The sequence below is a fragment of the Thauera sp. 28 genome (assembly GCF_000310145.2).
Taxonomy (GTDB): Bacteria; Pseudomonadota; Gammaproteobacteria; order Burkholderiales; family Rhodocyclaceae; genus Thauera; species Thauera mechernichensis.
In genome coordinates this window covers 45301-60070 of sequence record NZ_AMXA01000003.1, presented here as the reverse complement: position 1 = coordinate 60070, position 14770 = coordinate 45301, and the positions used below count along the sequence as shown (strand labels likewise).

General features: G+C 68.0%; 10 protein-coding genes. 4 read left to right on the top strand and 6 right to left on the bottom strand.

Annotated features, from left to right (window positions below):
* Positions 1–10: 10 nt before the first annotated feature.
* The 4 genes from C662_RS03620 to C662_RS03605 all read right to left on the bottom strand — a co-directional run bounded on the left by C662_RS03620 (position 11) and on the right by C662_RS03605 (position 5845).
* Positions 11–1240, bottom strand: a complete 1230-nt coding sequence (locus C662_RS03620; RefSeq protein WP_002925093.1) for an acyl-CoA dehydrogenase family protein — start codon at positions 1238–1240, stop codon at positions 11–13.
* Positions 1241–1255: 15 nt separating this feature from the next.
* On the bottom strand, positions 1256–2344 hold the full coding sequence (locus tag C662_RS03615) for an acyl-CoA dehydrogenase family protein (RefSeq protein ID WP_002925090.1): 1089 nt from the start codon (positions 2342–2344) through the stop codon (positions 1256–1258).
* A 75-nt stretch (positions 2345–2419) separates the two neighbouring features.
* Complete coding sequence (locus C662_RS03610) at positions 2420–4603, bottom strand: 3-hydroxyacyl-CoA dehydrogenase NAD-binding domain-containing protein (protein WP_002925088.1); 2184 nt, start codon at positions 4601–4603, stop codon at positions 2420–2422.
* A 33-nt stretch (positions 4604–4636) separates the two neighbouring features.
* Positions 4637–5845, bottom strand: coding sequence for an acetyl-CoA C-acetyltransferase (locus C662_RS03605; RefSeq protein WP_002925085.1), 1209 nt, complete (start codon positions 5843–5845; stop codon positions 4637–4639).
* Between the two features lie 216 nt (positions 5846–6061).
* Between C662_RS03605 and C662_RS03600 the strand changes: the two genes are divergently transcribed.
* Positions 6062–6775, top strand: coding sequence for a TetR/AcrR family transcriptional regulator (locus tag C662_RS03600; protein WP_002925082.1), 714 nt, complete (start codon positions 6062–6064; stop codon positions 6773–6775).
* 54 nt (positions 6776–6829) lie between these two features.
* Here C662_RS03600 and C662_RS03595 read toward each other — a convergent pair whose 3' ends face one another.
* Complete coding sequence (locus C662_RS03595; protein WP_002925081.1) at positions 6830–9256, bottom strand: efflux RND transporter permease subunit; 2427 nt, start codon at positions 9254–9256, stop codon at positions 6830–6832.
* Complete coding sequence (locus C662_RS03590) at positions 9256–10272, bottom strand: WD40/YVTN/BNR-like repeat-containing protein (protein WP_002925079.1); 1017 nt, start codon at positions 10270–10272, stop codon at positions 9256–9258. The genes C662_RS03595 and C662_RS03590 overlap by 1 nt, the downstream gene beginning before the upstream one ends.
* A 326-nt stretch (positions 10273–10598) precedes the next feature.
* Between C662_RS03590 and C662_RS03585 the strand changes: the two genes are divergently transcribed.
* From C662_RS03585 to C662_RS03575, 3 genes are all read left to right on the top strand, one after another.
* On the top strand, positions 10599–11822 hold the full coding sequence (locus C662_RS03585; RefSeq protein ID WP_002925077.1) for an acyl-CoA dehydrogenase family protein: 1224 nt from the start codon (positions 10599–10601) through the stop codon (positions 11820–11822).
* 30 nt (positions 11823–11852) lie between these two features.
* A complete protein-coding gene (locus C662_RS20635; protein WP_002925076.1) occupies positions 11853–12896 on the top strand; it encodes a ferredoxin--NADP reductase in 1044 nt (347 codons plus the stop codon).
* 204 nt (positions 12897–13100) lie between these two features.
* Complete coding sequence (locus tag C662_RS03575) at positions 13101–14762, top strand: DUF1302 domain-containing protein (RefSeq protein ID WP_002925073.1); 1662 nt, start codon at positions 13101–13103, stop codon at positions 14760–14762.
* Positions 14763–14770: the final 8 nt, after the last annotated feature.

Sequence of the window (14770 nt, the reverse complement as noted above, 5' to 3'; positions counted from 1 at the left end):
GTGCGGCGCTTCAGGCGCTTTCCAGGTCGCGGAACGGAACCTTGCGGTCGCTGCGGATCTCGCCGGGCAGGCCAAGCACGCGTTCTGCGATCACGTTCTTCAGGATCTCGTCGGTGCCGCCGGCGATGCGCGCACCGGGCGAGCCCAGCCACAGGCGCTGCATGTAGCGCCAATCCCCGCCGAGGGCCTCGAAGCCGAGCAGGCCCTCGGGGCCGGCGAGCTCGATCGCGAAGGCGGCGATGTCCTGCATCGTCTTGGCGGCGACCAGCTTGGTGATGGCCATTTCGGGGCCGGGCGCCTTGCCCTTCGAGATCGCGGTGAGGCCGCGGGCGATGACCAGCTCCACGCCTTTCTGCTGCAGGTAGGCGTCGGCAATGCGGGCGCGCACGCGGTCGTCCTCGATCGCCGGGCGCTCGTCCCATGCGCACTGCTGCGCCAGCGCGATGAGGTGGGCGTGGAGGTCGGTAGGCAGGTTGCCGCCGACCGACAGGCGCTCCTGCATCAGCGTGCTCAGCATCACCTTCCAGCCGCCGCATTCGGGACCGAGGCGGTAGCTGTCGGGGATGCGTACGTCGGTGAAGAAGACCTCGTTGAACTCCGCGTCGCCCGACATCTGGTGGATGGGGCGCACTTCGACGCCGGGGGCCTTCATGTCGACGATGAACATGGTCAGGCCCTCCTGCTTGGGCTTGTCCCAGTCGCTGCGGGTGAGCAGGATGCCGTAGTCGCAGAAGTGCGCGCCCGAGGTCCACACCTTCTGGCCGTTGATGATCCAGTCGTCGCCGTCGCGCACTGCGCGCGTGCGTACGCCGCCGGTGTCGGAGCCGGCGCCGGGCTCGGAGAAGAGCTGGCACCAGATCTCCTCGCCGGCGAGGCCGGGACGCAGGAAGCGGGCCTTGAGCTCGGGCGCGGCCCAGGTCATCACCGTGGGCAGGCCCATGCCGATGCTGACCTCGAAGATCATGCCCGGCACCAGGTAGGCCGCTTCTTCCTGCTGGTAGATCACCTGCTGCATGGCCGTGCCGCCGCGGCCGCCGGCCGCCTTCGGCCAGGTGATCGCGGCATAGCCGGCGGCGGCCTTCTTTGCCTGCCAGGCCTTGGCGGCGGCGAGCTTGGCCGCATCGTCCAGGCCTTCGCCGAAGACCTCGTCGGGGCGGGTTCGCTTCTGGCCGTTGGCTTCCAGCCAGGCGCGCACTTCGGCGCGGAAGGCGGCTTCTTCGGGGGTGTCTCTGAAGTCCATGTGGGCGTGTTCCGCTTACGCGGCCTCCTTGATGAGTTCGTCGGCCAGGCGTGCGCGCCAGGCGTGTTCGCTGCCGATGATCTGACCGAGATGACGGGCGCGGCGATAGTGGAGGTGACAGTCCATCTCCCAGGTGAAGCCGATGCCGCCGTGCAGCTCGATGCCTTCCTCGGCGGCGACGGTGTAGGCGCGGGTGGCGGCCACGCGCGCGGCTGCGGCCGCCCTGGGCAGTTCGGGGGCGTCCGAGGACAGTGCCCAGGCGCCGTAGTAGGCGTGCACCCGGGCCAGCTCGATGGCGGTGTAGATCTCGGCCATCTTGTGCTTCATGGCCTGGAAGCTGCCGATCTGGCGGCCGAAGGCCTTGCGCTCGAGCGAGTAGTCGCGTGTCGCCTCGAGGATGCAGGTGGCGCCGCCGACCTGCTCGAAGGCGAGCAGCACCGCAGCGCCGTCGAGCACGCGGCTGGCGACGGCTGCGCAATTGGCGCCCGCCAGGCGCTCGGCCGGGGTGCGATCGAAACGGAGCTCGGCGAGCGGGCGGGTGGGGTCGAGCGAGGGAAGCGGGTTGCGGCTGACGCCGGTTCCCGCGAGCTCGACCAGCACCAGGTCATCGCCGACGCGCAGCACCGCCAGCCCGGCGATGCCGCCGTCGACCAGCGCCGGGCTGGCGCCAGTGAGCGTTTGTCCGTCGAAGGCGAGCGGGGCGGCGGGGCGGTAGCGTTCGCGGCTGCCCAGTGCGGCGGTGGCGACCACTTCGCCGCTGGCAATCTTCGGCAGCCAGTGCTGCTTTTGCGCCTCGCTGCCGGCGCGCTGGATCGCTTCGGCGGCGAGGTAGAAGCTCGAGGCCAGGGGGACGGCGGCGAGGTGGCGGCCGGCTTCCTCGGCGACCAGGCATAGCGCCAGGTAGCCGAGCCCGGCGCCGCCGTACTGCTCGGGGATCGCGGCGGCGGCCGCGCCCATTTCGATCAGGTTATGCCATACGGCCTCGGCATGGCTGGCCCGGCCCTCCAGCACCTCGCGTACCGCTTGCGAGGTGCTGGTCTCGGCCAGCATGGTGCGCACTGCGTCCTGCAGCAGGCGCTGGTCGTCGGAAAAGTCGAAATTCACGCAGAGACTCCTTGGGACTGCGCCGCCAGCTCCGGAGGAGGTGGCGGCGGGGTTCGTGGCGGTGAGGCGGGCGGGTCAGCGCACGGCTGCGGGCGGTGTGACGCGACGGGCGCCGTAGAAGGTCCTGCCCTCGGCCGCCATGTCGCGCAGCAGCTGCGGCGCCGCGTACTGCGCGCCGTAGCGTGCGGCGAGGCGGTCGCATTCGGCGACGACCTTGTCGATGCCGATCGTGTCCATCATCGAGAACGGGCCGCCGAGGTAGGCGGGGAAGCCGACGCCGAGGATGGAGCCGACGTCGCCGTCGGCGGGATCGATCAGCACGCCCTCGGCCATCGCCTTGGCGGCATCGACGAGCTGGGCGTAGAGCATGCGCGCCTTCACCTCATCGACGGTCGGCTGCTCGGCGAGCGGCGGGAACAGTTCGGCGAGGCCCGGCCACAGCTTCTTGCTGCCGTCCGCGGCGTATTCGAAGAAGCCCTTGCCGTTCTTGCGCCCGTGGCGGCCGAGTTCGCCGACCAGCTTCTCGACCAGGCGGAAGGTGGGCGTCGGCTTGAAGGCGTCGCCCTCGTCCTTCTTGCGCTGCTGGCTGGCGTGGTAGGCGGTGTCCAGGCCGATCTCGTCGGAGACGGTGAGCGGGCCGACCGGAATGCCGGCCATCTTCGCTGCGTTCTCGATCAGCGCCGGATTCACGCCTTCGGTGACCATCGCCAGGCTCTCGTTGATGTAGGCGCCGATGAAGCGGCTGGTGAAGAAGCCGGGGCCGTCGTTGACCACGATCGGCGTCTTCTTCATCGCCTGCACGAGGTCGAGCGCGCGCGCCAGGGTCTCGGGCGAGGTCTTGCGGCCGCGGATGATCTCGACCAGCGGCATGCGCTCGACCGGCGAGAAGAAGTGCATGCCGATGAAGTTCTCCGGGTGGGCGCCGGCTTCGGCCAGCTCGCTGATCGGCAGCGCCGAGGTGTTGGAGGCGATCACCGCATGCGCCGGCAGCACGGCGTCGAGCTTGCGCGTGATCTCGGCCTTGATGCCGCGGTCCTCGAACACCGCCTCCACCACCAGCTCCACGTCGGCCAGCCCGGCGTAGTCGGTGGTGGGGTGGATGCGGGCGAGGATGGCGTCGGCCTTGTCCTGCGTCATGCGGCCCTTGGCGATGTCCTTCTCCAGGCGCTTGGCGGAGTAGGCCTTGCCCTTGTCGGCAGCGGCCTGGTCGCGGTCGATCAGCACCGTCTCGATGCCGAGCTTGGCGCAGTGGTAGGCGATGCCCGCGCCCATCAGGCCGGCGCCGACCACGCCGATCTTGCGGAAGGTCGTCTTCGGCACGCCTTCGGGGCGGTGCATCAGCTTGTCCGCCTTGCCCTTGTTGATGAAGAGCGTGCGGATCATGTTGCGCGACACCGGGTCGAGCTGGAGCAGGGTGAAGTACTTGGCCTCGACGTCCAGCGCCTTGTCCATCGGCAGCTGCGGGCCTTCGTACAGGCAGGACAGGATGGCCTTGGGGGCGGGCAGGTTGTGGAAGGTCTTGGCCTGCAGCATGGCGTTGCTCACCACCAGCATCTGCGCCACGGCGGGTGAGGACGGGCCGGCGCCGCCGGGGATCTTGAAGCCCTTCTTGTCCCACGGCTGCACCGGGTCGCCTTCCTCGACGAGCCAGCGCTTCGCCTCGGCGAGCAACTGGTCGGCGGGCACGACCTTGTGCACCAGCCCCATCTTCAGCGCCTTCTCGGCCGACAGCGCCTGGCCTTCCATGACCACCGGCATCGCCGCCTGGATGCCGACCAGGCGCGAAACGCGCTGGGTGCCGCCGCCGCCGGGCAGCAGGCCGACCTGCACTTCGGGCAGGCCGAGCTGGATACCGCGGGCGTCCGACACCACGCGGTAGTGGCAGGCGAGCGCGATCTCGGTGCCGCCGCCCAGTGCCGTGCCGTTGATGGCGCAGGCCACTGGCTTGCCGCAGGTTTCCATGCGGCGCAGCAGCTTCGACAGCGAGGCGTTCATCTTCAGGCGCTCGGCCACTGGGGTGTCGTCCACCTTGTCCAGGTTGGCTTCCATGACCTTGAGGTCGGCGCCGGCGGCGAACACGGGTTTGCCCGAGGTGAAGATGGCGCCCTTGATGCTGTCGTCGGTGGCGAGGCGCTCGATCGCGGCGGCGATCTCGTCCATGAACTTCATGTCCATGGTGTTCATGTTGCTGTCGGTACGGTCGAAGAGCAGGGTGGCGATGCCGTCGGCGTCCACCGAGATGTGGATGACTTCAGTCATGACTGTCGATTCCTTGATGTGGTCCGGTGGCGCTCAGACGAGCTCGATGATGGTGGCCGTGCCCATGCCGGCGGCCTCGCACAGCGTGACCAGGCCGGTGCCGACCTGGCGGCGCTCCATCTCGTCGAGCAGGGTGCCGAGGATCATGGCGCCGGTGGCGCCCAGCGGATGTCCCATGGCAATGGCGCCGCCATTGACGTTAATGCGGTCGTGCGGCACGTTGAGCCGCTCCATCAGGCACAGCACGACCGAGGAGAAGGCCTCGTTGAGCTCCCACAGGCCGATGTCGGCGGCGGTCATGCCGGCCTTCTTCAGTGCCTTCTGCGCGGCGTAGCTCGGGGCGTCGAGCATCAGCGTGGGCTCCGAGCCGACGGTGGCGACCGAGCGGATGCGTGCGCGCGGCTTGAGGCCGGCGCGCTTGCCTGCGTCGGCATTGCCCACCAGCACGGCGGCGGCGCCATCGACGATGCCCGAGCTGTTGCCGGCGTGGTGCATGTGGTCGATGGCCTCCAACTGCGGGTACTTGAGCAGCGCCACGCCGTCGAAGCCGTACTGGGTGCCCATCTCGAGGAAGGAGGGCTTGAGGGCGGCGAGCGATTCCAGCGTGGTCTCGGGGCGGATCGCCTCGTCCTTCGCCAGCACCGGCAGGCCGAGCACGTCCTTCACCGCGACCACCGAGCGCTCGAACCAGCCATTGGCCCAGGCCTGGGCGGCGCGGCGCTGGCTCTCCACCGCATAGGCGTCGCACTGTTCGCGGGTGAAGCCATGCAGGGAGGCGAGCAGGTCGGCGCTGACGCCCTGCATGGTGAAATACATCTTGAAGGCGACCTGCGGGTCGAGCGCCATGGCACCGCCGTCGCTGCCCATCGGCACGCGCGACATGCTTTCCACGCCACCGCCGATCGCCATGTCCACCTGCCCCGAGCCCACCTTGGCGGCGGCGAAGTTCACCGCCTCCAGGCCCGAGCCGCAGTAGCGGTTGATCTGCATGCCGGGCACGCCATGGTCGAAGCCGGCCACCAGCGCAGCGACGCGGGCGATGTTGCCGCCCTGTTCGCCCACCGGCACCACGCAGCCGAGAAGCACGTCCTCGATCAGCGTACTGTCGAGGCTGTTGCGGTCGCGTACGGCCTGCAGCATCTGCGCGGCCAGTTGCACCGGGGTGATCTCGGCGAGCGCGCCGTCGGCCTTGCCTTTGCCGCGCGGGCTGCGCACATGGTCGTAAATGAAGACGTCGGTCATGACTATCCCTCTGTTTCGGTTCAGGTGTTCGGGGGCTCGGGCCGTGCCCTCGTGCGCTTCCGATCCATCCTTCGGGCGGTGTGCGTGGGCGACGGGCGGACGAGCCGTCGATGCAATCCTATGGCGCGGGACGGCCTTGACTTAAAATCCGAGCAAGAACTCGAACAGTTCGCTTGGCATGTGTGCAAGCAGCTGTTTTAAAAGTGGAATGCTGCGATGCAAAAAACCGAACAAAAGAGGGTGCGGCGTGAAGCGGCGCTCAGGCATGTGCCCGTGCAGGCGCGCGCGAGCTTCACCCTGGAGGCGATCATCGATGCGGCGAGCGAGATCCTGCAGACGCAGGGCGTCGATGCGGTGACGACGCGCAAGGTGGCGGCGCGGGCCGGGGTTTCGGTGGGGGCGGTGTACCAGTACTTCCCCGACAAGGAGGCGATCCTGATGCAGATCAGCGAGCGGATCATGGACGAGGCCTCGATCGACGCCTCGCCGGAGCTGTTCCGTCTCAATCGTCAGTCGCTCGACGAGTTGCTGCAGGCCTTGTTCCAGCGCACCGTGCGCACCGAGATGCGTCTGCTCGGGCTGGGCAAGGACTTCTACCGGCGCTACGCCCGCCAGATGCAGTTCGGCCGTGCACAGGGGCTGGGGCGCGGCGAGGTCAGCTCGGCGCAGCTGGTCGCGAACATGGAACAACTGCTGCGGGTGCATGCCGAGGAGGTCGGCGAGGCGGATGGCGAGCTGGCGGCGTTCATGCTGGTGCGGGGCATGCGCATGCTGCTGGCGACCCTGGTCGAGGAGCGCCCCGAGCTGCTGGAGTCGCCATCGCTGGTGCCGATGCTGGTGCGCATCTCGCGTGCGATGACCGATGCCAGGCTGGAGGAGGTTGGAGAGGAGGAGGGGGAGCGTAGGGCCGTGCCCGGCTCCGGATCGTGAAAAGGGGGCGCCGGATCGTGTCCGACGCCCCCTTTCAGCTGTGTGTGCTCGCTGTCAGCTTGCCTGCGGCGCGCTGCGCGGCCCCAGGGCCTGGCTGCCGCCGGCCGCGTCGGTCTTGCCGCGGCGGCCGATGTCGAGCCAGCATGCCAACGCGGGCAGCAGGAACATCGCGCCCAGCGCGTTGACCAGGAACATGAAGGCGAGCAGCACGCCCATGTCGGCCTGGAACTTGAGCGCCGAGAACATCCAGGTACCCACGCCCACCGACATCGTCAGCGCCACGAAGATGGCCGCGGTGCCGCGTTGGCGCATGGCTTCGTAGAAGGCGTCGCGCAGCGTGGGGGCGCCGTTGTCGAGTTCGTACTTGAGGCGCTCGTAGATGTAGATGCCGTAGTCCACCCCGGCGCCCACGCCCAGCGTGATCACCGGCAGCGTCGCCACCTTGAGGCCGATGCCGAGGGTCGCCATCAGCGCGTTGCACAGGATGCTCACCAGCAGCAGCGGCACGATGATGCACAGCACCGCGCGGATCGAGCGGAAGGTGAGCAGACAGATCAGGATGATGGCGCCGTAGATCGAGGCCAGCATCTGCACCTGGGCGCGGTCGACCGCCTCGTTGGTGGCAACAGCCACGCCGGCATTGCCCCCGGCGAGGCGGAAGCGCAGGTTGGGCGTGCTGTCCTCGGCGATGAAGCGGAGCACCTCGTCGGTGACGGTGCGCAGCGTCACGGCTTCATGGTCGGTCAGGTAAACCACCAGATGGATGGTCTGGCAACCGGCCGTGTTGAGGCCTTGCTCGGGGCTGGCGGCACGGGCGCCGGTGCGCAGCGCCGCTTCCGAGCGCTGCAGTGCGGCCCAGCGCGGGTTGGCCTCGTTGTTGCCGGAGGCAAAGATCTTGGCGCGGCGGGCAACCGTTTCCACCGACTGCACGCCCTCGACGCCGCGCATGCGCAGGTCGAAGCGCTCGACGGCATTCATGACCTCCCAGTTGAGGCAGGCCTCTTCGAAGCCTTCGGTTTCGACGAACACCGACAGCACATCCATGCCGATGGAGTAGCTCGAGAGGATCTGCGCGTTGTCCAGGTTGTAGCGCGAGTCCTCATGGAGCTCGGGCACGCCGGCGCCGATGTCGCCGGTCTGCACCTGGCGAGCCAGGTGCGTGCCACCCGCCAGCAGCACCAGCATCACCGCAAAGCTGGCCAGTGCGGGGCGCGGCTGGGCCAGTGCCGACAGCGTCCACCAGAACTTGTGGCGGCTGTGGTCGCTGTGGGTATCGGCGATCGGGTGCGCCAGCGCGAAGCGTTCGAGCTTGAGGTGGGAGAGGACGATGGGCAGGAAGATCAGGTTGGTCAGCAGCATCAGGACCACGCCCAGGCAGGCGGTAACCCCGAGCTCGTGCAGGATGGGGATGTCGATCAGCATCATCACCATGAAGCCGAGCGCGGTGGTGACCAGCGCCATCGAGCCGGGAATCACCAGCTTGCGGAAAGCGTGTTCCGCCGCCTCGGACGAGTTGTGCCCCTTGAGCAGTTCCTGCTCCCAGCCGTTGGTCATCTGGATGGCGTGCGAGACCGCGATCGAGAAGATCAGGAAGGGCACCAGCACCGACATCGGGTCGATGCCGTAGCCCAGCGGCGGCAGCAGGCCGAGCAGCCACACCACCGGCATCAGCGCGATCACCAGCACGGTGACGACGAGCTTGGCCGAGCGCGAGTAGGCGCCGAGCAGGAAGGCGGTGATCAGGAAGGCGATGCCGAAGAAGGCGAGCACGGTGAACAGGCCGTCCATGACGTCGCCGATGACCTTGGCGAAGCCGACGATGTTGAGCTCGATGTCGGGGTTGGCGCTCTCGAAGCGGGCGCGGATCGCCTCCAGCTTGGCGGCGACGTCGGCGTAGTCGAGGCGCTCGCCGGTCTCGGGGCTGAACTCGAGCAGGTCGGCGCGCACCAGCGCGGCGCGCAGGTCGTTGGCGACCAGGCGGCCGATCTCGCCGGACTTGGCGACGTTGTTGCGCACCTGGGCGAGGCTGGCCGCGTCGGCCTCGAAGCGGGCGGGGATGACCACGTCGCCGGTGAAGCCTTCCTCGGTGACCTCGATGTAGCGCACGTTGGGCGTAAACAGCGAGCGCACGCTGGCGCGGTTGACGCCCGGCGTGAAGAAGACCTCGTCGGTCACCTCGCGCAGGGTCTTCATGAACTCGGCGTTGTAGATGTCGCCCTCGCCCTTCCAGCGCACGCTGACCATGATGCGGTTGGCGCCGGAGAAGGTGTCCGAATACTGCAGGAAGGCCGACATGAACTCGTGCTTGTGCGGGATCAGCTTGTTGAAGCCGGGGTCCAGACGCAGGTTGGTCGCCGAATAGGCCAGCGCCAGGGTGAGGCCGATGAAGAGCAGCCCCAGCGCCTTGCGCCAGCGGATGATCATGAGGGCGGCGACGTCGATCATCCCGTCGAGTCGGCTGCGGGTTGCGGTGTCGCTCATCAGGATTCTCCGCTTTCGGTCTTGCTGAGGTTGAGGTTGGAGCCGGGCGCCGGGGTCGAGGCGGTGAGCTGGCGGATCTCCAGGCCTTCGTCGCTGGTCATGACGGCCTGGCCGTCGGGCAGCAATGCGATGTCGGTGAGGTTGCCCTGCGGGATACGGTAGTTGACGCTGAAATTGCGCCCCTGGTCGGTGCTGGCCAGCACCAGACCGCCCTGGCCGACCAGCAGCAGGGTGCCATCGGCGGTAAGCGCATGGCTGTAGACCGAGATCGGTGCGGGCAGCCGGGCTTCCTGCCAGGTTGCGCCGTCGTCCTCGCTGTGGAAGACGTGGCCGCGCATGCCGTAGCTCACCCAGGTGCTTCCGCCCAGGTGCAGGGCGCCGTAGAGCGAGCCGTTGTAGAAGGGCTCGACGACCTCCCAGCTCTGTGCGCCGTCGAGCGAGCGCAGCAGGGTGCCGGCCTCGCCCACGATCAGCCATTTGCCGGCGTCTGCGGAGGCGACGATGGTGTTGAGATGCCAGTCGGTGAGGCCGTCGATTACTTCCTCTGCCCAGCTGTCGCCGCCGTCGGTCGAGCGCAGCACGCGGCCGAAGGCGCCAACCACCAGCCAGTCTCCGGAAGGCAGGCGGGCGGCGTCCATCAGCGGCTCACCATTGCTGGCGTCGAAGTTGACTTCGGTCCAGGTCCGGCCGCCGTCGCGGGTGCGCAGGATCCAGCCCTCGTGGCCGAGCGCGAGGCCTTCGTCCGCGCTGGCAAAGCTCAGGCGCGTGATCAGGGCCTGGCGGTTGACCGAGCGCTGGGCCGGCTGCCAGCTCTGCCCTTGATCGGTGGACAGCAGGATGTGGCCGAGCTCGCCGGCGACGACGAGGCCCGCCGAGGTCTGCTGGACACTGGTGAGCTGCATGTTGCCGACCGGTGTTGCGATGGCGGGCGGGGTGACGGCGGTGCGTGGCGAGAATGCATGGAAGCCCGCGGCGGCGACGATCAGGACCATGGCGAAGCCAACGGGTGCTCGCATGTAGGTGTCTCCTCTTCGATTCAGGGTGCGTCACCCGTAGTGGATGGCGCAGTGTGGGCAATGTTCGGCCCGCCCGGGTGCGGGGGCATCGTCCAAAAGGGTTATCGCGGAATACTGCGGGTGCAGCGCCTGGCGCCGCTTCGGCCTATCGCGGCGCAACATGGCGGAAACCCGCTTGCGGCGCGGCCTTGGTCTTTGCGCTCAGTCATTTACGTTAGTCCGTCCGGACGATGATGGGGCTTGCCGGCTATGGAAAATTCCGTCCATCGCAACACGTGACGCACCTTGAACCACCAGCCTGGTGGTCGATCTCGGAGGATACGAAGATGGGCGCAGTTGGCAAGGATCACATTCTCGGCATTCTGGCCGAAGACTACATGACGCCGGAAGCGGTCGAGCTGGTGGAGCGTGCACGCGCCATGGCGCCGCGGCTGGCCGAGCGCGCCCGTGCCGCCGAGGCGGAGGGCATGGTGCCGGTCGAGACCGTGCAGGAGATGAAGGAGGCGGGCCTCTTCCGCGTCCTGCAGCCGCGGCGCTTCGGCGGCTACGAGCTCGACCCGCGGGTGTTCTACCGCGTGCAGATGGCGCTCGCCGAGGGCTGCATGTCCACCGCCTGGATCTACGGCGTGATCGGCGTGCACAACTGGCAGCTGCCGCTCTTCCCCGAGCAGGCGCAGCAGGACGTGTGGGCGAAGGACACCGGCGTGCTGATCGCGTCGACCTACATGCCCACCGGCAAGGCCGAGGCGGTCGACGGTGGCTACCGTTTCTCGGGACGCTGGGGCTTTTCGAGCGGCGTGGAGCACTGCGAATGGATCTTCCTCGGCGGCCTGCTGCCGAAGAAGGACGGTTCCGGCGCGCTGGAGCACGCCACCTTCCTGCTGCCGAAGGCCGATTTTCGCGTCGAGAAGAACTGGGATGTGCTCGGCCTGCGCGCGACCGGCAGTCACGACATCGTGGTCGATGGCTGCTTCGTGCCCGAGCACCGCACGCACCGCACCAACGACCATAGCGACGCCGGCTGCCCCGGGCGTCAGACCAACCCTGGCTGGATCTACAAGATCCCCTTCACCCAGGTCTTCCAGCGTGCGGTGTCGTCGGCCTGCATCGGCGCGCTCGACGGTGCGATCGCGAGTTTCCGCGAGCGGGCGGCAGCTCACGTGGGCAAGCACGGCGCGAAGACCGCCGAGGACGTCAATGCCCAGCAGGCGGTGTCGGAGGCGATGATGACCACCGATCAGCTCAAGCTGGTGCTGTTCCGCAACTACGCGCGCATCGTCGAATGCGCCAAGACCGGCGAGCGCATGCCGGTGGAGGAGCGCCTGATGCAGCGCGCCCAGGCCTCGCAGGTGCCCAAGCAGTGCGCCGCGGCGGCCAGCGAGCTGATGCGTGCGTGTGCGGCCTCCGGGACCTACAAGAGCAACCCGATCGAGCGCGTGTTCCGCGACATCCACCAGGCGCGCGGCCACATCGCCAACAACACCGACACCTATGCGCGTGCGCACGGTGCGGTGATGCTGGGTCTGCCCAACGCCGACCCCTACATCTGACGGTCCGCCGCGCACGGAGAACGACGCAAGATGACAGCCCAGCGCTACCACACCCTCAAGGTCCAGGCGGTTGTCGAGGAGACGCACGACGCGAAGTCGATCGTCTTCGCGGTGCCGCCCGAGCTGGCCGAGACCTTCAGGTACCGGCCCGGCCAGTTCCTGACCTTGCGCCTGCCGGTGCTGGGCCGTCATCTGCCGCGTTGCTACTCGATGTCGAGCGCGCCCACGCTGGACGAGACCTTGCGCGTGACGGTCAAGCGCGTGCAGGGCGGGCGCGGCTCGAACTGGGTGTGCGATCGCGTGCGACCGGGCGACACGCTCGAGGTGATGGCGCCGGCCGGCGTGTTCACGCCGGCCTCCCTGCAGGGCGATTTCCTGCTCTGCGCCGGCGGTAGCGGCATCACGCCGGTGTTCTCCATCCTGCGCTCGGCGCTGGCGCACGGCCAGGGCCGCATCGGCCTGCTCTATGCCAACCGCGACGAGCGCTCGGTGATCTTCCGCGAAGAACTCAACGCGCTTGCCGCCGCGCACCCGGCGCGGCTGCAGGTCGTGCACTGGCTCGATTCGGTGCAGGGCGTGCCGTCGGTGGCGCAGCTGGCCGAGCTGGCGCGGCCGTGGTCCCAGGGCGAGGCCTTCATCTGCGGCCCGGGCCTGTTCATGGACGCCATGGTGTCGGCGCTCGACAAGGCCGGCATGGCGGCCGAGCGCGTGCACGTCGAGCGCTTCGTGTCGCTGCCCGACGAAGAGGATGTCGCCGCCATCAATGCGGCGGCACCCGCACCGGCCGCGGCGGTGGAGCGCGCAACGGTCGAGCTCGAGCTCGATGGCGAGGTGCATGTGCTGGACGTGGCCGGCACCGAGACTCTGCTCGACGCCGCGCTCAGGGCCGGCATCAACGCGCCGCATTCCTGCCAGGCCGGCATGTGTGCATCGTGCATGTGCCAGGTGGTCGAGGGCGAGGTGCACCTGCGCCACAACGAGGTGCTCGATGCCAAGGATCTCGCCAAGCGCTGGACCCTGAGCTGCCAGGCGCTGCCCACCACCGAGCGACTGCGCGTGCGATTCCCGGGCTGAATCAGCAGCGTCGCCCGCTGCACGCCGCCCCGACTTATCCGATTCAACGGCTTCCGGGCCGGACGGTCGCCGTCTCCATCGGCTCGCTAGTCCGAATGGGTGATGCCTCGGGCATGACCCGCGGGCAGCCTTTGGCCTGCCCGGCGCGCTGCGTCGCGGCTTGCTTGTCCACACGAAATAAAACTCGAAGAAAGGAGCAAGGGTATGAGACTTTCGGCACCTGCCCGCAAGGGTGCAGGGTCGCTGCGTGGCTTGGCGTTTCGCACGCTGCCGCTCGCGATCGCCTTCATCGGCAGCGGCGCCCATGCGGCGCAGACCATCTATCTGGGCGACGAGACCACGCTCGATTCGTCGCTGACGCTGTCCTACACGGCTTCAGCGCGAACGTCGCGTCCGGCCGCGGAGTACCTGAACGACCTCAACAGCGACGACGCCACGCGCAACTTCAAGCGCGGTGCGCTGGTTAACAACCGCGCCAGCGCCCTGGGCGAACTCCGCCTCAGGCATGACAACGTCGGCGCCATGTTGCGTGGCAACATCTTCTACGATGGCGTCTACCGCAGCAGCAACGACAATGACTCGCCGGACACCGTCAACAAGATCGGCCCTGCCAACCAGTTCGTGCGCAAGACGCGCGAACGCAGCGGCCAGGACGCGCAGCTGCTCGACGCCTTTGTTTACGGCAACTGGGTGGTCGGCAACGACCAGTACCTGTCGGTCAAGCTCGGCCGCCACGTCGTGGCCTGGGGCGAGAGCCTGTTCTGGCCCAACATCAGCCAGGGCCAGCTGCCGGTCGATGCGACCAAGTTCAACGTGCCGGGCACGGAGGCCAAGGAGTCCTACCTGCCGGTCGGACAGCTGTCGGCGAGCCTGACGCTGACCGATGCGCTCAGCCTGACCGGCTATTACCAGTACAAGTGGGAAGAGACCCGCCTCAACCCGGTCGGGGACTTCTTCGGCAGTGATGTCTTTGGGCCTGGGGCGGAGTTCCTGCGCCTTGCGCCAGGTGTGATCTCGAGCCTGCCCGACAACAGCTTTGCGGTGGCGAATTTCGCCGGCGAGATCAAGCCCAAGGATTCCGGACAGTGGGGCGTGGGCCTGCGTTACCAGCTCAGCGATGCGCTCGAGGTGGGGGTGTTCCACTACCGCTACCACGACCGCATTGGCGCGATGCTGTTCGACTTCACCGGCGATACGCAGTACTCGTCGTTCTCGCGTTTCGGTCGCGAGGCTTCGCCGGGCAGCACGCCCTACTACAAGCTGGCCTATTTCGACGACATCAGGCTGACCGGCATCAGCGTCAGCAGCAAGATCGGCGACTCGGTCCAGTTCGGTGGCGACCTGAGCTACCGCGACGGCGCGCCGGTCTATCTGGAGAACGGCTCGCCCGCACGCGGCAGCTACCTGCAGGGCAACGCCAACGCGCTCTACATCCTCGGGCCGAGCAAGCTCGCGCACCAGACCACGCTGATGGGCGAGATCGTGCATCAGCGCATCATGGGTGTGGATCCCCTGACCATCAGCATGGGGGGCGTCGCGGTCGATACCTCGTCGAAGTACGTCTACGACGGCCAGACGCGCGGTTCGACCCTGGTCGGCCTGGGCGCCATCTTCGACTACCCGAGCATCTTCAGCGGCTGGGACCTGAGCACGCGCGCGATCTGGACGCAGAACGTGCAAGGCAGCGCCTATTCGGGCATGGGGCGTGACGAGAAGCGCCTGACCCTGGGTGCGGACTTCAAGTACCTCGGCAACCTCGCGCTCGGCATCACCTGGGTGAACTACCTCGGCTCGCCCAGCGTGAAGCAGCAGCGCATGATGGCCGACCGCGACTACGTGTCCTTCAACGCGAAGTACACCTTCTGAACATCAGA